The following is a 22,367-nucleotide window of genomic DNA, read 5'->3' on the forward strand; positions in this document are numbered from 1 at the left end:
ATCAAGGCGGAGGCGGATTACCAACAAGCATGGCTTGACTAGAACTCCTTCCCAGTGGCGGATACAGATGATGAATAGAGGGTGATACCCCTCATTTAAAACATTAGGTACAAATCAGCTATCATGAAACACCTTGAAGGTAAGGTAACATTAGTTACAGGTGCTACGCGGGGAATTGGTAGGGGAATTGCTATTGGTCTCGGTGAAGCAGGTGCAACTGTATACATCACAGGCCGTAGCCTCAATAACTCTTCTAGTGATGCGGTTTCAGGAAGTCTTAGTGAAACCCAATCAGCCATTGAAGAAGTCGGTGGTGTATGTATTCCCGTCCAAGTAGACCACAGCGACGATGAGCAGGTGCGATCGCTTTTCGATCGCATTCAAGATGAACAAAATGGACAACTCGATCTTCTGGTAAACAATGCTTACTCAGGAGTTCAGGCATTAAAAGACGCTTATGGACAGCCTTTTTGGGATTGTGAGCCAAGTCTTTGGGATGCTAGCAACAATGTTGGTCTTCGTAGCCACTATGTTGCCAGTATTTTTGCAGCCCGAATGATGACTAAGCGGAACTCTGGACTGATTTGCACCATTTCCTCGTGGGGTGGGATGTCTTATATCTTTAATACAGCTTATGGTGTTGGGAAAGCAGGGTGCGATCGCCTTGCTGCTAATATGGCTGTTGAGTTAAAGCCACATAACATCGCTTCTGTCTCAATTTGGCCGGGTATTGTTGGTACTGAGCTTTTTTCCAGTTTTGCTGCCCAAATGAATCAAACCAATGCTAGTGAACAGAAAAACTCATTTATCAGCGATCGCTACAACTGGGAAACTCCCCTATTAACCGGACGAGCGATCGCTGCACTTGCTTGTGAGCCAAATATTATGCGCCTTACAGGACGTGTACAGATTGTTGCCGAACTAGGTAGTAAATATGGAATTGTCGATGAAAATGGCCATCAACCTGCATCATTACGTTCTCTGCGTTTTGTACTACCGGCTGCCTTACCCGTACTGAGAAAGTACTCATGGCTCATACCCGATATTAAAATGCCGTGGTCACTACTATTATTGAATGCCCTCAGTTCGCCTAAAATTTAAGTAATGAGTAATAAGTAATGAGTAATGAGTAATACCCATTACTTATTACTTATTACTCATTACTTGTTTAATGGGTGCCCCTTTACAAAACAAGCTGTTTGAGATCGTAAAACTTTGTATGCTGAATTAATAGGTCTTAATAGTTTTTTTAAAATTGGTGGAAGAAGATTTTAGGTTAATTGTTGATTTAGTTTTAGTTCTAGGCGTTGCAGCCTGTGGCGGGCTGTTGGCGGCACTATTGCGGCAACCCGTGCTGCTGGGCTATCTAATTGGCGGGATGATCATTGGCCCAGCCGGGCTGGGATTGATTAAAGAAGTTATTCAAGTCGAGACTCTGGCACAGTTCGGAGTCGCCTTTTTATTATTCGCCTTGGGTGTGGAATTTTCCTTAGCGGAACTCAAGAAGGTAAAAGCGATCGCTCTTGGCGGCGGTGGACTCCAGATTGCTTTGACGATTTTGGTCACAGTTGTAGTCTGTGGGTTAACTGGAGCCTGGGGAACTTTACCTGCGAAGGGAATGTTTTTGGGGTGTATTCTCTCCTTGTCTTCCACAGCCGTTGTTCTCAAATGCTTGATGGAAAGCAACGAAACAGAAACACCCCACGGACAAGTGATGTTAGGGATTTTGGTAGTACAGGACTTGGCACTAGGACTGATGTTAGCAGTCTTACCAGCCCTCAACCAACCAGCAGAAACCATTGGTATGGCCGTGCTGACAGCGCTGTTGTTAATTGGTTTATTTGCTGCTGGTGCAGTATTTGCGGGGATTTGGCTGATACCGCCTTTGTTGCGACTGTTAGCCCGTACCGAAAGCCGAGAACTATTTTTATTAGGAGTTGTGGCTTTGTGTTTGGGCATTGCCCTATTAACAGAGCATTTGGGGCTGTCCATTGAGATGGGGGCATTTGTGGCGGGTTTGATGATTTCTGAGGTGGAGTACGCCGATCAAACCCTGACTTATGTGGAACCATTGCGAGATATCTTTGCTAGTTTATTTTTTGCCGCCATTGGGATGTTAATTGACCCAGTGTTTTTGTGGAACAACCTAGAATTGATTTTGGGGTTGGTGGCAATAGTTTTTGTCGGTAAGTTTTTGATTATCACGCCCCTGGTAAAACTATTCCACTACCCTTTGAAAACAGCCATTATCGCCGGTTTAGGACTGGCGCAAATTGGGGAATTTTCCTTTGTTCTCGCTAGTGAAGGGCAATCTTTGGGGCTGGTGTCCCGACAAATATATTTATTAATTTTGGGAACCACCGCAGTTACTCTCATGCTTACCCCATTTGTACTGCGGTTAGTGCCATTTTTATTTAACTTTGCCGAATCAATGCCTTGGTTGAAACCATACTTAGAAGAAGATGAGGCGCGGGATGTATCGGAAGATTTGCCCTTCAATGACCATGTGGTAGTTTGTGGCTATGGACGAGTGGGCAAGAATTTGGTGAAATTGTTGCAGCAACATCACCTACCTGTGGTAGTAATCGACCAATCAGAGAGTAGAATTCAGCAATTACGTGAGGCTGGGGTGTCTTATGTCTATGGCAATTGTGTGAGTTTACACGTTTTGGAAACTGCCGGGGTGAATCATGCCAAAGGAATGGCGATCGCACTCCCAGACCCCATGAGTACCCGTCTTTGCTTGAAACGCGCTTTGGAATTGCGCCCAGAATTAGATTTGGTTGTCCGTGCTACCCAGGATAAAAATATTGAGGTGTTGTATCAATTGGGAGCTAGGGAGGTGGTGCAACCAGAGTTTGAAGCCAGCTTAGAAATGGCAACTTATTTATTAACTGGCTTAGGCTTGTTGTCGTCAGTTGACGTCCAACGAGAAATGCAGCAAATCCGCAACGATCATTATTTAGATTTGCGGCCAGAGCGTTCTGCAACTGAAGTCGCCCGCGATTTGCGCCAAGCAACCCGCGATTTAAATCAGCGTTGGTATCCTCTCCCAGCTGATTCGCCTTTAATTGGCATGACTTTAGAAGAAGCCGATATGCGCTATTTAACAGGAGCAAGTTTGATGGCAATTCGCCGCGCTAACGGCGATGAAATCGATTATCCCAATAATCAAACCAAATTGTCAGATGGCGATCGCTTGCTGATTGTGGGAGCGGATGAAGAATTAGCAGCTTTGGCAGAATTTGCCAAGGGACAGGCGGCTGTTCCCGGAGAAAATAGTGCTTGTCAGTGGGTTACAGTTAATGCAGATGCACCAATATTGGGTAAAACCCTTGCAGATTTAGATATCGGCAAGCAATATGGAGTACAGGTACAGGCGATCCGGCGAGATGGGAAGTTTATCCGCTATCCTGATGGCGGTATGGATTTGCGAATTAGCGACCAAGTTTTGTTATGTGGTAACTTGACAGGTTTAAGTCAATTAGAACAGTTATTTGCGATCGCTAATAAAATACCCCTTTCTATACCAGTGGTGCAAGCTGCTGAGGCGGAAGCGCTTAAAGATTAACTAAGCTAATCGGCATTGAAGTTGCATAACCAAGGCGGGCAAGATGCCCACCCCACAAGATGTTGAGAAAATTTTAATCTGCAAATTAGATGTGTTTTAGCTTAATTCGTAATTCAGAAATGTAGAGTTTGTGAAAATGCGCGATGTCCAGATCCCCGACTTCTTCGAGAAGTCGGGGATCTAATTTTTCACGAATGGCGTCTCGCCCGCCCCTAAGCTAAGGCGCTCATGTTGCCCACCCCACAATATTGGATAATTTATTTCTGGGAGTTACCTAATAAGTACAATAGCGATCGCGCCCTTCTTTTTTGGCATTGTACATTGCTATATCAGCTGAAGCGATGAGTGTATCTGGCTTGATGTCGCAAGTGGGTATGACAGAACTAATGCCCAAACTAAGTGTGACAATATCCTTGATATCAGACTTTACATGGGGAATAGCCTGATCGTGAATTGCTTGCTGAATATTTTGTGCGATCTTGATTGCTCCTACTAAGTCAGTATTGGGGAGGAGTACCGAAAATTCTTCTCCTCCGTAACGCGCTACTAGATCAGCAGGACGATGAACTATCTGTTGCAGTGTTTGGGCTATCCTAACTAGGCAATCATCGCCTCCAAGATGACCATAGTAGTCGTTGTAAAGTTTGAATTTATCAACATCGAAAAAAATCACTGACAGGGGTTGTTGTTCTCGTGCAAGGCGTTTCCATTCTGCTTGTAGTCGTTCATCGAAGCAGCGACGGTTAGCCACCTGAGTCAAACCATCTAGATTTACCAGTTGTTCTAATTTGTGATTTGCATCTTCTACATTTTCTTTAGCAATTACTAACTCTGCTGTTCTCTCCTGTACCCGTTGCTCCAAAGTTTCAAAAGATGTTTGTAACTGAAGTGCCATATTGTTAAACGATTTTGCCAGTTGACTTATTTCGTCTTTTGAGCTAGTTTTGGCGCGGATATCTAAGTTACCTGCGGTAAACTGGAAAACTACATTGGTAAGGTAAATTATTGGCTTTGTTAGCAGTTCCCCAATGGCGAAAGCCATGATTGTCACTACTCCAGCGATAAATGCAAATAGAAACATTGCGTCACGAATTTGCTTTTCTACAGGTGCTTTGGCAACAGCAAGGGGCTGTGCGAACAACACAGTCCAAAGTTTATCTTTTAAATGAGCGATCGCAATCAGATTGACCTGATTACCTGTTGCTGACAAAGATGTAATTAAATACGACTGCTTATTATCCAATGCTTGCTTAAGTTTCCACTCATTAGTTGCCAATTCTTTGACAGGATAATTAGGCAAACGCTCTTCTTTTTGGAGTTGAGTTACAACATCAGAAGGCAGAGGTACAATTGATTTAAAAAGCAGTTCTGGTGCAGTACTATGTGCCAGATAAATATTATTTTCATCTAAAAGAATAGCAAAATATTTTGCCCCAGTCTGTTCAGTTTGTCGAGTTACTAGCTGCTGGACAACAGTCGCATTGTATGAAACACGTAATACACCTAATATATCTCCCTTGCCATTGCGAACCGGACTGCTAAAAAAGATGGTAACAAGGTCAGAAATTGCCGACGATAACTTCATGCTAGAAACAAAGTAGAACCCAGTTTGCACTGGTTCTTGAAAATAATCTTCAACTGATTCATCTTTGCCAATGTTCGGTGTATATGTATCCAATACATTTTTCCCGTTTAAGTCGAGCAAAGCATAAGAGAGAACATTGAGCGTATCTTTGCGACTAAGACTGATTAATGTTTCTGTCGCCAATTGCATTTCGGGGCTGTCATCTCGCTGTTTTAGAGTTAGGCTCAGGTAGCGTGCCAAACCTGGTAAAATTGCCTCTACACGCACGGCATCGAGATTTCCATCAATAAAGGTATCTATTCTATTAGCAGTTTCGTTAGCCGCCGCAGATAGGGCCTGTTTCGCGTTGTCAGTTAGTGCTTTTTCAGTTGTCTGTGTGTTGATAAATGCCAATAACAACAACGGAATCAAAGCAACAATCAGAAACCAGGCGATCAACTTTGTACGGATGCCGCCCAAAAGAGGGTGCTGCATGGCTTTAAATTAGGAGGGAGGGTTCAAAAAAGAAGAATTGAACAAACTTTTTAGCTCAGGAATGCGCGTCACGTTTCCAGAGCGAATAAAAAAGTCTGCATATATCTTGGCAGTTTTGTAGATGGAATTAGGGTTGCTAGATTGAAAGAATTTTTGATTTTCACCTAAATCAGTTAGGTTTATTCCCTCCAGGGAGATTGTATTGCCAGGAATTTCTAACGCTTTGCTGATGATAGCTTTTCCTTCCTGAACATTTGCTTTCCAGTAGGTTATGGCTTGCAGCCATCCTCGCACAAATGCACGAATGTCTTCGGGGCGATCGCGGATTGTCTCACCGCGAAAGACAATCATATCTAAAATGAAGCCAGGGGTTTGTTTGCTGGTAAATAGGATATGTCCTCCTAATTTAATAGCTTTAGAAAGATAGGGTTCCCAAGTGTGTCCAGCTTGAATAGAATTATTTTTCAGGCGTTGAGGAATTTCAAAAGCCTCTGATTTAACTAAGTTTACATCATCGCTAGTTAAGTTAGCTATTTTCAACATCTCAGTCACGAAAACTTCGCTAAAACCGCCTAGATTTGCACCCAGCTTTTTCCCTTTCAAGTCAGCGACGGTTTTAATTTGTGATTGGGCGACTACCACATCTGCTCCTGTTGATTCATCTATAAGCATTACGCCTTGTATATCTGGATTTGTGGCACTCAAGATTATAAAACTTCCTAATGATAATGAAATGCCATCATACTTACCCGCACTGAAATTTGCTCTTTCCAATTGGGTGTATCGTTTATAAACTAGTTCCACATCTACCCCTTGGGCTTTAAAGAATCCTTTTTCTTGAGCAATGAGGCCTGGATACTCCCCAACAAAAGATGCAAATTCTACTTTCAAGGGAGGACGCTTTAATTCGGTCGCTGTCCAAGCATGACAACCAAATAGCAAACAGGCAGTCATGAGAAAAATACTAATGTATCTGAATAGTTTAAACATATAAGATTTGATGCTCTTTAATCATTGACTAGGAAACAAGCTGTCTGTTTAAATTCAAATTAAGAGGCAAGCTTTGTTGATTTTGAATCAAAAACTTACCGATTCTCTAATTGACCAATTATATGATAATATTAGTATTTGCTTCTAAAGCAGCCTCATATAGCAATCTTATTTGATTTGTGAAAATCACAAGACTCAGATCCCCGACTTCTCTAAGAAGTCGGGAATCTCGTTGTTCACGAATGATTTAGGATTGCTATATCATAGAATTGATTAATCCCTTTTGGAAACATATAAATTATGAAGAATTTTCTTCTGTATATTCCAAATTTGAATAATTATTCTCAGCAAATATATATTTGACACCTAGATGTTTCGCCTGAATTTTCCCCCTTCCCGCACTTCGTGCGGGAAGGGGGTTAGGGGGTTAGGTCAATCGTTAGCTTTTCCACATAACGTGAAAAGTCAGGATGTTTCGCTAGTGTATGCAAAAGATTTACATAGAAACTCATCACACCCAGATGAAAGAACGATCGCTTTGTCTTCTTCTAAAACACTCGCTGTTAAAGCGATCGCAGCCGTAGCATTGCTCTTGGTAGTGGATTTGATATATTTTGTAGCTTCCTAACCATATCCATCCAAATCAGGTGGGGATGGAGGTAGATTGCTGAGAGCGGTATTAGCGCTACCCAGCAATAAGCTAATCGGCATTTAAGTTGCATAATCAAGGCGCTCATGTTGCCCACCCCACAAGATGTTGAGAAAATTTTAATATGCAAATTAGATGTGTTTTAGCTTAAAAGGCAACTAATGTCAAAGACTCCTAACTTGTTTTCGGCTTGATGTATGCGATCGCGTGTTTCCAAATAATGGTTTGCTGGCTGTTTTCATCGGCAATACAGATACACTGGGGATCTTGCCATACAACCTTTCCTGTGATTACATCACCAGTCAGCAGCTTTAACTCTACTGGCGTTGTTTGTTTAATCAGGTTCTGGACTTGTCTAATACTAGGCAAAGTGGTGTCAAATTCGGTAAGCATTTTTAGTAAAGATGAACCTACAAGGCAAAATAAAGAGTAACTAATCCTTGATAATTCATCCTTGAACAAATGGCAATCGAATTTACTAAGTATCATGGTCTAGGCAACGACTTTATTCTCATTGACAATCGCTCGTCATCCTTGCCTGTATTGACTCCAGAGCAAGCCATCAAGTTGTGCGATCGCCATTTTGGTATCGGTGCTGATGGTGTAATTTTTGCATTACCTGGAGAAAATGGCACGGATTACACTATGCGGATTTTTAATTCTGATGGTTCAGAACCGGAAATGTGTGGTAATGGCATTCGCTGTTTAGCTGGTTTTTTAGCAGATTTAGAGGGACTGGGGACTGGGCAAGAATCTTCCCAATCTTCAATCACATATCGTATTCATACCCTAGCTGGTGTGATGATTCCTCAAATCTTGTCTAATGGTCAAGTTAAAGTAGATATGGGTTTACCCAGGTTACTCGCTGGCGAAATTCCTACCACCCTTGCACCTGCTGAAGAAAAAGTCATTTCTCAGCCATTGGAGGTGGCGGGGCAAATTTGGGATGTCACTTGTGTAAGTATGGGAAATCCTCACTGCATTACCTTTGTGCAAGATGTCGCAGCAATTGAGCTAGAAACCATCGGCCCAAAATTTGAGCATCATCCAGTTTTTCCCCAACGCATAAATACTGAATTTATACAAGTGGTAAGCCGTGACTATTTGAAAATGCGGGTGTGGGAACGGGGCGCTGGAATCACATTAGCTTGCGGAACTGGCGCTTGTGCTTCCTTGGTGGCTGGTGTGTTAACGGGGAAATGCGATCGCACCGCCACGATAGAATTACCTGGTGGTCCCTTACAAATTGAATGGTCAGAAGTAGACCAACGGGTTTACATGACAGGCCCAGCCGAGCGGGTATTCACTGGGAAACTGTAACGGATTTAACATTGGCATTACTCAAGTAGTAATGCCATAGAAGTCTGGTTGCAACTGCCCGCCACGGTCGCCAGTGCTGTGTCATTGCTTCTAGTTGTGCAGGTGTTGGACGCGTCGCCAAGTTTTTGAGTTTTTGGAAAGCGATCGCGATCGCTAAATCGCCTTTAGGAAAGACATCAGGACGTTGCAGCGCCATGAGCAAATAAATGTCAACTGTCCAGTCTCCTATACCTTTTAGACGCTTTAACTCAGTTCTGATCGTAGTTTCGTCCATTGTTTCCAGCTTGGTTAGGTCAAGCTGACCACTTACAATTGCATTCGCCAACCCACGACAGTATAAAATCTTTTGCCGACTGAATCCAATCCCTTTTAACTGAACATCATCCAATATCAGAAAATTTTCTGGTGTCAGAGTTACAACAATCCCACATAGTCGGGTAAATACAGCCCTTGCAGCCGCTACGGAAACTTGTTGTTCCAGAATTATGCACAGAAGTGTTGTAAAACCCGCTTCTCTTTTCCACATCGGTGGTAGCCCCAGTGTTTGTAAAATCCGAGCCAAATCGCTATCAAGTTTGGCAAGCACCATTAAACCACGGGTAAGACTTTCTTCAGTCAGCGATTCTAGTTCAGGTGTTTGAGTCATCTTTGAGAAATTTCGATTCTTGTATCAGCAGTTTTTGTTTGCGCTCAATTCCCCAGTGATAACCACCAAGACTGCCATCACTCCGCAAGACACGATGACATGGTACAATCAGCGCGATCGCATTAGCTCCACAAGCATTACCCACCGCGCGGACTGCCTGGGGTTTAGCAATATCACAGGCGATATCAGTGTATGTACGGGTTTCGCCATAAGGAATTTTTTGTAATGCTTGCCAAACCTGTTTCTGAAATGCTGTCCCCCGGACATCAAGTGGTAAATCGAGATGTGTTTCACCTCCCACGATAAAATCAAGGATTGCTTCTATCCATTCCTTGTGTGTGTGGTCATCCCGGATGATGTGCGCTTGGTGAAATTCTTGGTTCAAGATGTGTTCTAGCTTGTCTGCTTCATCACCTAATTTGACGGCGCAGATACCCTTCTCTGTTGTTGCCACTAGCAAATATCCTAGTGGACATGGAGCGATCGCATAGACAATACTGATTGTCTTTCCAGCTTGTTGGTAAGTTTTCGGTGTCATTCCCAGTTGCTTAGGTGCTTTCTCATAGAGTTGACTACTTGAACCATACCCCGTGTCGTAAACTGCATGAGCAATTTCTTCCCCTGACTGTAAACGCTGTTTCAATCGTTGGCTACGCAATGCATCTGCATATTGAAAAGGGGATACGCCAATGATTTGCTTAAATATTCTTTGCAGATAACTGGGACTCATTTCAACTTCAGAAGATAATTCTGAGAGAGTTGGGATGCGATCGCCTTGTGCTTCAATGTATCGACATACTGCTAAAACTTTCGCTTTCGCCGGATTTGGAACTGTTTCAGATTGTGGTTGACAGCGCTTACAAGGTCGAAAACCTGCGATTTCAGCCTCTTGTGGCGACTCAAAGAAACAAACTTGATGGCGATTTGGTCTGCGACTAGGGCAAATCGGTCGGCAATAAACGCCTGTAGAGCGAACACCGTAGAAAAACTTGCCGTCAATTGTGGGATCTCGATTGAGAACTGCTTCCCAAAGGGTTTCTTCTAAGACTGGTGTTTGTTGTAATTGCATTGATGCCTCCTCTGCCCTTTTTGCTAAATCACAGGGCGAAACCTAACCCCCCAGCCCCCTTCCCTACTAGGGAAGGGGGAGAATTCAAAGTCTCTCTCCTTTTAGGAGAGAGATTTAGAGAGAGGTTTTCCAGATACATCGCCACATACTAAGCTTGATATAACACTAGATTAAGTGTATGGAGAAACTAGTTTCTATCTAATTGTTGCGATCAAAGTCGGCTCTATTTACAGCAACTACGGCTAAAGGATATTACGGGCGATGTTCTCGTAGACATCGCATTTGATTTACCAGAATAATTTATGATAATTATGCCAGCGTTCTACAGTAGGCAAATTAATCACCAAATTTCCGCTAAATCTAAAATAAATCCTGGCAAAACATCTTCACCTGATAGAGTATTAGGACTTTGTAAAATCTCAACTTCTCGATTATGGCGATAAATTTCTACCTGTTGCTGTCCTCTATTAATTAACCAGCCCAATCTTGAGCCATTTTCTATATATTCCCTCATTTTGGTTCGGGTTTTTTCTGAGGAATCACTTGGAGACATTAATTCAACCACAAAATCGGGACACAAAGGAGCAAATCTTTCTTTTTCTGCTTCGCTTAAAGCATTCCACCGGTCTATTTTCACCCAAGACGCATCTGGGGAACGTTCTGCACCATTGGGAAGTTTGAAACCGCCAGAAGAGTCAAAGGATTTTTCTAGCTGATTTTGACGACTCCAAGCTCTTAATTGATAAGTTAAATCAGCATTACGGTCACTAGTACTACTCCCCGTAGGCGGCATAATAATTAATTCCCCTGAAGCTGTCCGCTCAAACTTTAAATCTCGATTATTTTGACAAAGTTGAAAAAATTGCTCGTCAGTCAAGTCGATATTTAATTCCAGGGTAGGAGGTAAACTGACGGTGGTAATATTCATATTATCAGTTTAGGTGGAAGCTATATATCTATTCTAGTAGTCTGTCAAGTCAGCTATGCCGGATAAATAAGTTTGTAGTAAAGACTTTAGTCCTTGTATTAAGCACTTCATTGCCCTACTGAATCATTCGCGATCGACAAGATTCCCGACTTCGTAAAAGTTGTCGGGGATCTGCGGTTTTACTCAGCACTCTTGAACTGATTCATTTTTGGACAACGGGTTCACCCGATTGGGTGTATGCGATCGCAACATCCAGAACTACCCTAAAAGTAGAGCCACTTTTTCTGCTGTTAGTGATCACGCCGACAGTCAAAAAACTCTCACAATGGCTATGATTGCCTTGAATATTATGCCAATTGCTTATATATCAAAGGGTCTAAGAGTGGATGAAATTGTCAAATCACCGGATAAACCAGAGAATATGACTCTGTTGGAAACAATTGCTGCCAATTTACCGGGGATGATTTTCCAAATTCTGCAACAGCAGGATGGTTCTGTATCTATCCTTTATATTAGTTCTGGTTGTAAATATTTGTATGAATTAGAACCAGAAGCGATACAGGCAGACTTCCAGGTGCTACATAAACTGATTCATCCAGAGGATATAAAAGCTTTTAGGGAATCTATTGCGGTTTGTCGCACCACTCTTGCACCTTGGCATTGGGAAGGTCGTATGATTACGCCTAGTGGCAAACTTAAGTGGATTCAAGGTACTTCGCAACCCGAATTACAAGCAGCAGGCGATTTGCTTTGGAATGGCTTGATGGTGGATATTACAGACCGCAAACAAGCCCAAGAAAAATTGCAAGAAAGTGAGGCGCGGTATCAAGCAATTTTAGATGCTATCCCCGATTTGATGTTTCGCATCAGCCGCGATGGTGAGTATTTAGATTTGAAAAGTGAGGGAGCAAATGTCACTCTTTCGAGAAAAGAAATAGTTGGCAAACATTTGCAAGAGTTATTGCCTAGTGATGTGGCGGCTATTAGCCAAGTAGCGATTGCTAAAACTTTAGATTCTGGAACTTTACAAACTTGCGAATATCAGCTACCAACGCCTTTGGGAATCAGAGATTATGAAGCGCGGTTGGTAGTGAGTGGTGAAAATGAGATCCTAGCAATTGTCCGAGATATCACAGAACGCAAACAAGTAGAAGTCAGGTTACAAAATCTTGCCCAAAAATTTGCGAAAGCTTTTAGTTGCAGCCCCGATTCAATTACTATTAGTACGCTGCAAGAAGGACGCTTCATCGAAGTTAACGACAGTTTTGTGAAACTTTCAGGTTATGAGCGAGATCAGGCCATTGGTCAAACTGCTTTTGAGTTAAATCTTTGGGTAGACGATCGCGATCGCCTAAACTTGGTACAAGAGTTGCAAGCCACGGGAGTTGTTCGCAACTTGGAAGTTCAATTTCGGAAAAAGTCTGGCGAGATAATCACAGCAATACTTTCAGCCGAAGTCATTGATTTGGATGGTATGCGTTCCATCCTCGCAGTGCATCACGACATTACAGAACGTAAACAGGTAGAAGCGCAATTTTGCCTTTCGGCCCAACGCGATCGCTTATTGGCAGAAACCCTAGTCCGAATTCGATCTTCGCTCAACTTAGAGCAAATTCTCCAAACCACCGTGACGGAAGTCAGGCAATTTCTGCAAGCAGATCGAGTTTTTATAGGTTTAAGTAATGCCAATTTAGGCATCAAAACTCTTGCCGAATCAGTAGATTCTAAGTATCCATCAATCACAGGTTGGTCTACTAATGATGAAGCTTATCTACAAGAATTAAGAAAGTTACTAAAAGATAATATTGTGCGTGTCATTGAAGACATAACACAAGTAGAAGTATCCCCCAAAGTCAAAGCCCACTGCCAAAAATTCCAAACGAAAGCTAGCTTGGCTGTACCAATTATGCTAAATAACGAATTATTTGGTGCGTTGATTGCTCATCAATGCTCAGGTTCGCGTCATTGGCAGCCAATGGAAATTGATTTGTTACAGCAGATGTCAGAACAGGTAGCGATCGCCATTCACCAAAGCCAGATATACCAAAAACTAGCAGAACTTAACACTAATTTAGAACACCAAGTACAAGAACGGACAGCAGAGTTGCAGCAGAAAATGCAAGAAGTGGAAAAATTGCATCGCGTCAAAGATGTTGTTTTGCACACAGTTACCCACGATTTGCAAACTTCAGTAATGGGTAACTTGATGGTGTTAAAGAATTTGTTAAATCAGGGAGTAGGGACTTGTACTGAGCGACTTGTGCCGAGCATCTCGACTTCGCTCGATGGAGCCGAAGCCGAGGTAAGCCGAAGTAGTGGGGAGCAGGGAGCAGGGAGCAGGGAGCAGGGGGAAAATTCCTCTCCTCTGCCCCCCGCACCCTGCCCCTCTGCCTCTTCTGCCCAATCTCAAATTCCAATATCTCGCTCAATCATCGAGCGGATGATTCAAGGCAACGATCGCCAACTGACGATGATTAACTCATTGCTAGAAATCAATTCCTATGAAAAACACGGTATTGATATCAAACCCGAACCTGTGTATTTTAGCACCCTCCTGGGAGGAATATTCGCCCAGTTGTCACCCATACTGACACAAAATCAAGCGACTCTGAAGAACTTGGTTCCCGCAGATTTACCGTTAGTAATGGCAGATGGAACTCGGTTGCAGAAAGTTTTGGCATATTTATTAACATATAGCTTGCAAAATAATCCACCAGGATTAAATTTTATTCTGAGTGCCACCGTTGAGGGCGGAATGATTCGCACTCAGATTCAAGATGACGGTGTGGTAATGAGTAAAGTCGAGTGCGATCGCCTTTTCGATCTCCATGTCCGCGATCCTCAAGACTGTTGTTCCACAAGCATTGGCTTAAAAATGTATCTTTGTCGGAAAGTTATTAAGGCACATGGCGGCAAAATCGGTGTGATTAGTAACCGCAAGGGTGGGTTAACATTCTGGTTTACACTACCTCTCTTCACTCCATCCGCAACAAATCGCCCATAAATCAACAAAAAATCAGAGGGTGTCCTAAGCATATAGAATAATAGACAACCGTGTACAACAAGGCAGGGTGTTATTTATAACGGTTCTCCAATGGATGCAATACACTTTGACCTCACTTCCATTCCTCTCTGCTTTTAAGAGAGAGGCTTTGAATCTTGCTCCCCAACGCTAGTAGGGAAGGGGCTGTTCTTGTTAGGTCTGTATTGCACTCAACAGAGAAGCGCTATATAGCAATATTGAGTAAGGAAAACACCCCCGACCCTGTGGGCAAGTTGATCGGATGCTAATGGCTACTCCAATTACAAAAGTGCAAAGCTGGTGGAGAAAAACTTTTTCCGCACCAACAACAGATGAAATCAGTACTCCTTACAAAGCTTGGCGTAACCATTTTTTGTGGCAGAGATTGCATTTATGGTTATGGCTGGCGCTAATCTGTCTGTTGTCTTTTACTTTGCGAGACATTTACGACTTGTTTTTCCCTTCTCAAGAGTTGCAGAAGCTACCAGAAGTACTGACAACAGAACATCTTGTAATCAATATTGCAATGCTCCTGAGTATACTGATCTGCTTTGCCTTACATAAAACTAAGTTAGGTCGTCATCATCCAGATTTATTATTTTTGGGGTCTTCTTGGTCAATTAGTTTAGCTACGCAGTTGTTTGCAACTGTTAGAGGTTTTGCACTACCTGATACCATCGGTTGGTCGCTGCTGTTCTTGAGTCAAGCTATATTAATGCCAGTCTGCTGGATTCTTCACTTGCTGACTCAAGTGAGTGTGCTGATTTACTATTTTGGTGTGAATACGGCACTTGGGCTAAAAACACCAATAGCGGATCACCCGGAAATATATAATGTAACGTTCATTTTATACATATTTTGGTTTTGTACTATATGTGACATCGGAGTTTATCTATACGATCGCTTGCAACGTTCTGAGTTTTACGCCCGTCAAGAACTGGAATCTGCCTACCAAAAACTCAAGGTTGCAGAAGCTAAATATCGGAGCATTTTTGAAAACGCCGTTGAAGGGATTTTTCAAAGCAGTCCCAATGGACGTTACATTACGGCAAATCCGGCTTTAGCACGTATTTATGGTTATTCTTTAGTAGAAGATGTGACAGCCAATTTCACTGAAATTGAGCAATTATACGTAGATCCAAACCGTCGGGCAGAATTTGTGCGCCTGATGGAAAAGTATGGCAGCGTTTCCGAGTTCGAGTCCCAAATTTATCGCCGAGACGGGAGTATTGTCTGGATTTCGGAAAAAGCCTATGCAGTTTGTGATGAACAGGGAAAACTGCTTTACTACGAAGGTTTGATTGAAGACATTACCCAGCGCAAGCAAACTGAAGAAGAACTACGAGTATTTTTCCATGCAGTTTCCCACGACTTACGCAACCCAGTGTTGGGTAGTTTAATGGTGCTGAAGAATTTGCTTGCACATCCAGAGGAAAATATTTCGATTTCACGCTCAATTTTAGAGCGGATGATTCAAAGTAGCGATCGCCAACTAAACTTAATTAATTCGTTAATGTCAGCTCATCTCAATGAGATACAGGGTGTTATTTTACAACGTCAACCCGTAAAATTACTGTCAGTGGTCGAAGCTGCGATCGTTGATTTAGAGCCATTACTAGCACAAAATCAAGCCAAGCTGACAAATCTAGTATCCGCAGACTTGCCATTAGTGAATGCTGATCCTACGCAACTATGGCGAGTTTTTTCTAACTTAATCGTCAACGCTCTGAAACATAATCCCCCGGAATTGCTTTTAACAATCAATGCTACCCATAAGGATGACAAAATTTATTGTACTGTTAGTGATAACGGTGTGGGAATTAGTCAACAACAAAGCGATCGGCTTTTTGACCTTTACTTTCGGGGTGCAAGTATCCGCAATTCTGTAGGTTTGGGATTGGGCTTGTATCTATGTAAGCAAATCATTCATGCTCACGGCGGCGAAATTGGTGTCAACAGTGCATTGAATGCAGGCGCAACCTTCTGGTTTACATTACCTATTAGCTGACTAGACATACTGGGATATAAGCCAATACAGTTTAGTTAAGAAGATCCCCCCGCCTTCGGCGACTCCGTTAAAAAGCAATACAGTTCAGTTAAGCATTTATTCCTTCTCTTCCTCCTCTTCCTTCTCTTCCTTCTCTTCCTTTGCGTACTTTGCGTCCTTTGCGTCCTTTGCGGTTCGTTAAAAAAAATCATTTTGACAAAGAGTTTTAGCCTTAACTGAACCGTATTGCGTTAAAAAGGGGCTAAAAGATATATGAGCAAGCCTTTTTAAGAGGCGTTATATAAATCCTAGTATTAGTGACAAAAGTAACTATTCAAACATGACTTTCGATACAGGCGTGTACCTGATTATTCCGATTACATTGTGAATATACAAATCAAGTAACGCAACGGAGATTAAAGGATATATGAACCGCATTAAATCTATTCTTCTTGGAGGCTTATTAGCAGCTGCTTCAATTGCTGCTCTTTCTCAAAATGCTAATGCTGCTGAATTTAAATCTGAGCATGATCATTTTAATCGTGATACTGTAGCTTTTAATAACAATAAAGCCCAACGCGAACGTCAAGTACGTGAACAACGCGCTCGTGAATTGCATGAACGTCAAGTACGTGAACAACGCGCTCGTGAATTACGTGAACGTCAAGCCCGTGAACGACGCGCTCGTGAATCACGTGAACGTCAAACTCGTTATAATCACTAAACTGAAAATTTTACCTCATATTACCTTAGGAGAGTATTGTTACTCTCCTTTTTTTTGTTTGTATAAATCTGCTCAAATTAATGCCAAAATAATGTTAATTAAACGTGAGTTCAATGGCTCATGTAATGTCTATATTCCAATACCGTTCAGTAGAGACGCGAAATTTCGCGTCTCTACAGGTCTAAAATCAGCACCAAAAATCCTTAAATGAACCATATTGGTCTATATTCTGGTTGAAAATGAGACAAAGGTGATTCTTCTCACCGAGTTACTTTTTAGTTCACAAACTTGTTCTCATCCACCAGCTTATTTTCTCCAAATTAGGATCGATTTCCTGCCAAAAGCTTGCTGAAGAGTCTGCTTCTCTTGTTGCTGCGAATATTTTATCTATGCTGTCGAAGTTTTTTTCAATCAACTGCTTATCTAGTTTAGGAATATCTAATTTCAGATATTTCAGCCGGTTGGGTAACTCTACTTTCTCTCTTGTCGGCAAACTAGTAATCTGCACAACTTGTTCTAGAATTTTGTCTACTGATGCAATGACTTCTTGTAGGTTCGGCTTTTTAGTTTGTAATTGTAAGTCTTTTTCTTCAAAGTTTGCTTCTTGATTCCCTAAGTTTACTATCACTATTTTGACGAAGAAAATATTATAATCAATCTCACTTACTTCACCAACTTGTTGATGATATTTTCCACTTTTATTTATCAGTACTATGTCACCTTTCTCAATTCTACCGTCCATAATTTATACAACCTCTGAATTAAATTGCTAAATAATCTCCTCTACAGAAAATACTACTCTAAAGCCACAAACCCTTAGTCCACCGTCTGACTCGTTCCAGCTACGGCTAGCGCTGCGACAAAGTTCTGCATTGAAACTCCAAGAACCACCGCGTAGTACCCGGCGATGAATATCACCGCCAACTTGCCAAGCTGTTCCATCTAAGGGTGCGTCGCTGTAATTGTTGTGCCACGAATCAGCACACCATTCCCAAACTAGCCCGTGCATATCATACAATCCAAAGGCATTGGCAACTTCAAAACTACCGACGTTTGTTGTTTCTTTACGAAATTTGCTTTTTGGTTCCATAGTGCAACTGACTAACTCAGGGGTAATGGTTTCGCCAAAGTGAAATGAAGTTGTAGTTCCAGCCCGACAAGCATATTCCCATTCAGCTTCACTCGGTAAACGATAGTCGCGTCCAGTTTTTTCTGATAGCCTCAGACAGAATTCTACAGCCTCATACCAAGATACATTTTCCACTGGTCTATCTAGACCTTGGAATTTCGACGGATGGGGATTTAAAGCTTGTTTGACTTTGGGTAAAGCTGCAACTACTCTCCACTGTGCTTGAGTTACAGGAAATTTCCCCATGAAAAATGGTTCGACGGTAACTTGATGTCGAGGACGTTCGTCAGCATCCCCTTCAAACTCCGGTGAACCCATCATGTAAGTACCACCAGGAATCGATACCATTTCTAAGGTGACAGATTTACCCAATTCTTCGGCAAAAAAGTTTGCATTACCACTCATGCGGTTAACTTCTCTACCACCTGTGTCTACTGTCACTATGTCAAACTCAAAGGTTTCTAAGGGGGGTAATGGTACAATTGCTTTTTGTGGTAGCGGCGGTAATCTGGGTTGAGACATCGAAACAATTTTTAGGGCAATAGGTTCAATGTTCGATGTTACAAAATTTAAATCGTTGATAACTTCTACTGCTGTTTGATACCTTTCACTTGGTAAATGTTTTAATAATTTATCTAAAATTTTCCCTAAGTCGTCGCTGATAGTAATACCTTTTTTCTGTAAATGTTCGCGCCACAACCATTTAGCATTCATGGCATCATAAATAGGATCATTAATCTGTCCAGAAGCATCTTGTAAAGGCAAACATTGAGTTAAAAGACGCACACAAGTTACACCCAAAGCATATAAATCACTGCCATGACAAGCAAATCCAGCCATTTGTTCAGTTGGGGCATAACCAAGGGTATAAATTACTGTGGCTTGTCTTCCTAAACTGGTTTGTGTTACCTGTTTAGCACCGCCAAAGTCAATTAAGACGGGTTTCTCATCACTTGCACGGCGGATAATATTTTCTGGCTTGATATCACGATGAATGACGTTATGGGTATGAATGAATTCCAGAACTGGTAATAAATCAGCTAAAAGTTCCCAAATTTGTTGTTCCCCATAGATTTGTTGCTGAACTTCTTGTAAGAGAGTTTTTCCTTGAATAAATTCTTGGACGAGATACAAACTAGTACCTTGTTCAAAATAAGCTAGTAATCTGGGAATTTGGGTATGATTTTCTCCCAGTTCATACAACCGAAAAGCCTCTTCTTTAAAAAATTCTGCTGCTTTTGTGCGTTGTCCTGTTCCCTGAAATTGCGGGAAAAATTGCTTGATGACGCAAGGTGCGTTTAGTCTATCGACATCTTCTGTAGCATAAGTTCTACTAAATCCACCTTCACCTAATAGTCTTAATACGCGGTAACGGTTTCTGAGAAGTTTGCCAAAGTTACTTTGTCCGCAACTCACGCAAAACCGATTGCTATCAGAGTTGAATGGATTTGAGCAATTGGGATTTTGGCAGATTTGCATAATGAGGGGGAAATAGCATCTTCTCCAAAGTTAGCCCCAATATTATCTAATTGAAAACCGTGATGTAGAGAAGCGAACACGGAAATTTATTCATGTGCTTAAAACTATCTTTCACACGAGGGCATAAGGGTGATTAAGAATTAAAAATTTAAAATAGTTACATAAGAGAATTTAAGCTGATATTAGTAGACTAGGCTTGCTGTAACACACCCCTGTACTTTAATATAGCTGCTATTCACTATCCAAAAAAGTTCGCAAAGAACCAATTCAACAATTCAAAATTTAAGAGAATTACATAATGGGATTTAAACCCAATACTACCAACAAAAAGATCCCCGACTTCTTCAAGAAGTCGGGGATCTGAGCTAGTTGACTTTACGTTGGAAACTAAATGTTCCAGACTGTCCAGGCTGAAGTGGCCCAGCAATTGTGTCTAAATAGGTGGTGATATCAACACCTATTGCATCTGTTATCGCTGCTCCTACATTTAGATAAGTTACAATTCCGGCAGAATCAGTTGCAGTATTAAATACATGACTGGTATCAACCTTTCCATTGCCATCATTATCTTTCGCCCAGTTATTATTAGTGGAATTACCATTTTCAGTAATAATAATTCCAGTTGCATTGAGGATAGCGTTATTTGAGCCGATGGGAGCGGATGAAATATTGGTGTAAGTAATTCGATACTCAATGATGTTGCCTATACCAGGCTTTTTAGTGGTTGTGCTAAAAGTGCTATCACTCGCAGCAACAGCAGACCCAGTTCCTTGTAAAATCCGAGATTCTTTTACAAGTTTCAAGAAACCTGTATAAACTTGGTCAATCGTATTATTGGAAGTTTCTCCAGAGTTAAAGGCTCCATCATTATTGCTATCCACAAAAGCTTTAATTGTCACAGGAAAAGCTTTATTTGTATCTGTTGAGAGAGGTGTTCCTCCAGGTAAATTTATAGTTACGGTGTAAGCAACTGGGATATTATTGAGGGTTGGTAGGACAATTCCTAAGCCAGAAGTCAAAGTGAAGTCAGTGCCATTGTATGTGTAAGTGGCAATATTGACTCCAGAGATCAATGTTACAGTTGTACCTGATGGTAAGTCACTAGGATTGGTTGGAACAACTGGTACTAATAAGACATTGCTCAACAACGTTGGATCGGGGTTTAGTATAGTATTAAAGAAGCTGACAGGGCTAGGATCGATGGTAGAACCTGGTGCTAGATAGAGGGGAACGATCGCTGATTGGTTTGAAAAATCATCATTATTATTAGTTGGCCCCACAGCATTAGGGAAGAGGTTGGGGCCGTTCAAAATCGAAGTTTGGGCAGTCATCGTAAAGGTGTTAACTTCACCCCCAGCCCCTTGACCTGTGTTGTTATTACTGGTATCTGCCCCTTGAGTAGCAACATTGGCTACCCCATTAGTCGGAACATTTGAACCAATAGTACCATCATCATTAAAGTTGCTAGGGTTTTGGTCACCCGACTCATCATAAACTAGCTTATTAAGTACATCACCTTGAGTTTGACCAAAGCTTTGAGCAATATTAGAAATGGTGGCTGTAGAAGTTAGAATTCCATTTGTCACGACTTGGAAAGATAAGCCATTGACTGTTGTGCCCGAGGTGAGAGTTCCAGAGTAAACAAATCCAACACGAGTTACTAACGTTAAATCAACTGGCACAATACTAGTCCAAAGGGCATTGTTTGCCGTCACTGTTGTAGGTATCACAGTGTAAACAACAGTCCAACCTGTAGGAGGAGTAACGACACTCGCTAAATGAGTATTTACGGGAATGGCATCAGATACCAAAATTTTGGCCCCAACCAACCCATCTACACTAATATTCGTACCTACCAAATTTCCTGGGGTTAATCCTGTACTACCGGTGGGACTTGTGGAGTCAACTTTTAGACTCAAATCGTAGGTCAACTTATCATCATTCAGGTTTTTGGGTGTACCGGGATCTAAGTAGGCAGAACGAACTTTTAAGACTTTAGCAAAGGCTTGTGAAGTTGCACCAATAGTAGTTGTTTGGATACCACTGGCTTCTCTTTCCCCATTCAACGGTATCCCAGCCGTTTCTCCTGCTGTTGCATCTAAATTATCAACGGTGCGGACTTCTGTAGCGTTTGAACCATCAGGACTATCAGGTTGGTTCTGGGTAATACTAGTATTATCGTTGGGGCCTGTATTACCTAGTAAGACTGAAATAGTCGAACCCGGCGTTGCTGCAAGATTAACTGTGACAGGAACACGTACTTTGACGGTTCCACCGACAGGAATGGAACCAGTGGTAAAACCAGTGTTGGGAATAGTAGTTTCAAATGTACCGTCGCCATTTAAATCTGCGGTGATTGTGCCAGCTGTTGCTGACCCTGTAATAGTAGCTGTACCTGGAATAAAGAAACGGGTCGGATCGTTACCTAAATTACTAATCAAAAAATCGTAGTACAGCAAATCGTTAGCAACAACAGTACCACCTGTTGTATCTGTCATGCCTTGAGAATTAACTGTAATACCTGCTGTCTCTGCTACGGTGATTGTTACAGTATTGGAACTAGCTTTATTAAGAACATTTACTCCCAAATTATTCACGTAATTATATTCAGCAGTTGCAGTGTTATCGATGGTAGTACCAGCAGTTGTACCATCGGCGAGAGAAGGCATTGCTAATGTAAATGAGCCTCCTAAAGAAACTGCTGCTGCTAATAAAAAACGGTAGTGATAGAGTTTGTGAGCGGAAAAGTTACGTGATGGTTTCATGATTTATGACCTGATTTTCAGTTCTTTAA

The 22,367-nt window shown here is 41.8% G+C and carries 16 protein-coding genes; 7 read left to right on the forward strand and 9 right to left on the reverse strand.

The annotated features are described in order from the left end of the window. Positions 1-123: 123 nt before the first annotated feature. Together V7K50_RS27210 and V7K50_RS27215 are read left to right on the forward strand one after the other, a co-directional pair. Positions 124-1,101, forward strand: a complete 978-nt coding sequence (locus V7K50_RS27210; RefSeq protein WP_334965594.1) for an SDR family NAD(P)-dependent oxidoreductase — start codon at positions 124-126, stop codon at positions 1,099-1,101. 157 nt (positions 1,102-1,258) lie between these two features. Next, positions 1,259-3,571, forward strand: a complete 2,313-nt coding sequence (locus V7K50_RS27215) for a cation:proton antiporter domain-containing protein (RefSeq protein WP_334965596.1) — start codon at positions 1,259-1,261, stop codon at positions 3,569-3,571. Between the two features lie 274 nt (positions 3,572-3,845). Here the strand turns inward: V7K50_RS27215 and V7K50_RS27220 are convergent, their stop codons facing one another. Together V7K50_RS27220 and V7K50_RS27225 are read right to left on the reverse strand one after the other, a co-directional pair. Continuing rightward, a complete protein-coding gene (locus tag V7K50_RS27220; protein WP_334965597.1) occupies positions 3,846-5,630 on the reverse strand; it encodes a diguanylate cyclase domain-containing protein in 1,785 nt (594 codons plus the stop codon). 9 nt (positions 5,631-5,639) lie between these two features. Beyond that, positions 5,640-6,620, reverse strand: coding sequence for an ABC transporter substrate-binding protein (locus V7K50_RS27225; RefSeq protein WP_334965600.1), 981 nt, complete (start codon positions 6,618-6,620; stop codon positions 5,640-5,642). A 481-nt stretch (positions 6,621-7,101) separates the two neighbouring features. Here V7K50_RS27225 and V7K50_RS27230 point away from each other — a divergent pair, with 481 nt between their 5' ends. Beyond that, entirely contained in the window at positions 7,102-7,248 is a 147-nt protein-coding gene (locus tag V7K50_RS27230) for a hypothetical protein (RefSeq protein WP_334965602.1), read from the forward strand. 195 nt (positions 7,249-7,443) lie between these two features. On the opposite strand, the gene V7K50_RS27235 is transcribed toward V7K50_RS27230, so the two are convergent. Next, the gene (locus V7K50_RS27235) at positions 7,444-7,662 is read right to left on the reverse strand and encodes an Hfq-related RNA-binding protein (RefSeq protein WP_334965604.1); all 219 of its coding nucleotides are present in this window, start codon (positions 7,660-7,662) and stop codon (positions 7,444-7,446) included. Between the two features lie 69 nt (positions 7,663-7,731). Here V7K50_RS27235 and dapF point away from each other — a divergent pair, with 69 nt between their 5' ends. Next, complete coding sequence (dapF, locus tag V7K50_RS27240; protein WP_334965606.1) at positions 7,732-8,589, forward strand: diaminopimelate epimerase; 858 nt, start codon at positions 7,732-7,734, stop codon at positions 8,587-8,589. On the opposite strand, the gene V7K50_RS27245 is transcribed toward dapF, so the two are convergent. From V7K50_RS27245 to V7K50_RS27255, 3 genes are all read right to left on the reverse strand, one after another. Further along, positions 8,573-9,235, reverse strand: coding sequence for a DNA-3-methyladenine glycosylase family protein (locus tag V7K50_RS27245; protein ID WP_334965608.1), 663 nt, complete (start codon positions 9,233-9,235; stop codon positions 8,573-8,575). The two genes, dapF and V7K50_RS27245, sit on opposite strands and share 17 nt — an antisense overlap. After that, positions 9,219-10,304 carry a bifunctional DNA-binding transcriptional regulator/O6-methylguanine-DNA methyltransferase Ada gene (gene ada, locus V7K50_RS27250; RefSeq protein ID WP_334965610.1) on the reverse strand — a complete coding sequence of 362 codons (1,086 nt, stop codon included), beginning with the start codon at positions 10,302-10,304 and terminating at the stop codon, positions 9,219-9,221. Before ada ends, V7K50_RS27245 begins: the two co-directional genes overlap by 17 nt. 340 nt (positions 10,305-10,644) lie before the next feature. After that, on the reverse strand, positions 10,645-11,232 hold the full coding sequence (locus V7K50_RS27255; protein ID WP_334965612.1) for a Uma2 family endonuclease: 588 nt from the start codon (positions 11,230-11,232) through the stop codon (positions 10,645-10,647). A 325-nt stretch (positions 11,233-11,557) separates the two neighbouring features. On the opposite strand from V7K50_RS27255, the gene V7K50_RS27260 reads away from it, so the two are divergent. From V7K50_RS27260 to V7K50_RS27270, 3 genes are all read left to right on the forward strand, one after another. Next, on the forward strand, positions 11,558-14,236 hold the full coding sequence (locus tag V7K50_RS27260) for a sensor histidine kinase (protein ID WP_334965676.1): 2,679 nt from the start codon (positions 11,558-11,560) through the stop codon (positions 14,234-14,236). A gap of 286 nt (positions 14,237-14,522) precedes the next feature. After that, the gene (locus V7K50_RS27265; RefSeq protein WP_334965614.1) at positions 14,523-16,262 is read left to right on the forward strand and encodes a PAS domain-containing sensor histidine kinase; all 1,740 of its coding nucleotides are present in this window, start codon (positions 14,523-14,525) and stop codon (positions 16,260-16,262) included. A 406-nt stretch (positions 16,263-16,668) separates the two neighbouring features. After that, a complete protein-coding gene (locus V7K50_RS27270) occupies positions 16,669-16,965 on the forward strand; it encodes a hypothetical protein (RefSeq protein ID WP_334965616.1) in 297 nt (98 codons plus the stop codon). Between the two features lie 280 nt (positions 16,966-17,245). Here V7K50_RS27270 and V7K50_RS27275 read toward each other — a convergent pair whose 3' ends face one another. The 3 genes from V7K50_RS27275 to V7K50_RS27285 form a co-directional block, all read right to left on the reverse strand. Further along, positions 17,246-17,707, reverse strand: coding sequence for a hypothetical protein (locus V7K50_RS27275; protein ID WP_334965618.1), 462 nt, complete (start codon positions 17,705-17,707; stop codon positions 17,246-17,248). A 27-nt stretch (positions 17,708-17,734) separates the two neighbouring features. Beyond that, positions 17,735-19,573: a bifunctional serine/threonine-protein kinase/formylglycine-generating enzyme family protein gene (locus tag V7K50_RS27280; RefSeq protein WP_334965620.1), complete on the reverse strand. Its 1,839-nt coding sequence runs from the start codon at positions 19,571-19,573 to the stop codon at positions 17,735-17,737. Positions 19,574-19,938: 365 nt separating this feature from the next. Continuing rightward, entirely contained in the window at positions 19,939-22,338 is a 2,400-nt protein-coding gene (locus tag V7K50_RS27285) for a beta strand repeat-containing protein (RefSeq protein ID WP_334965622.1), read from the reverse strand. Positions 22,339-22,367: the final 29 nt, after the last annotated feature.

Source organism: Nostoc sp., from assembly GCF_036917135.1.
Taxonomy (GTDB): Bacteria; Cyanobacteriota; Cyanobacteriia; order Cyanobacteriales; family Nostocaceae; genus Nostoc.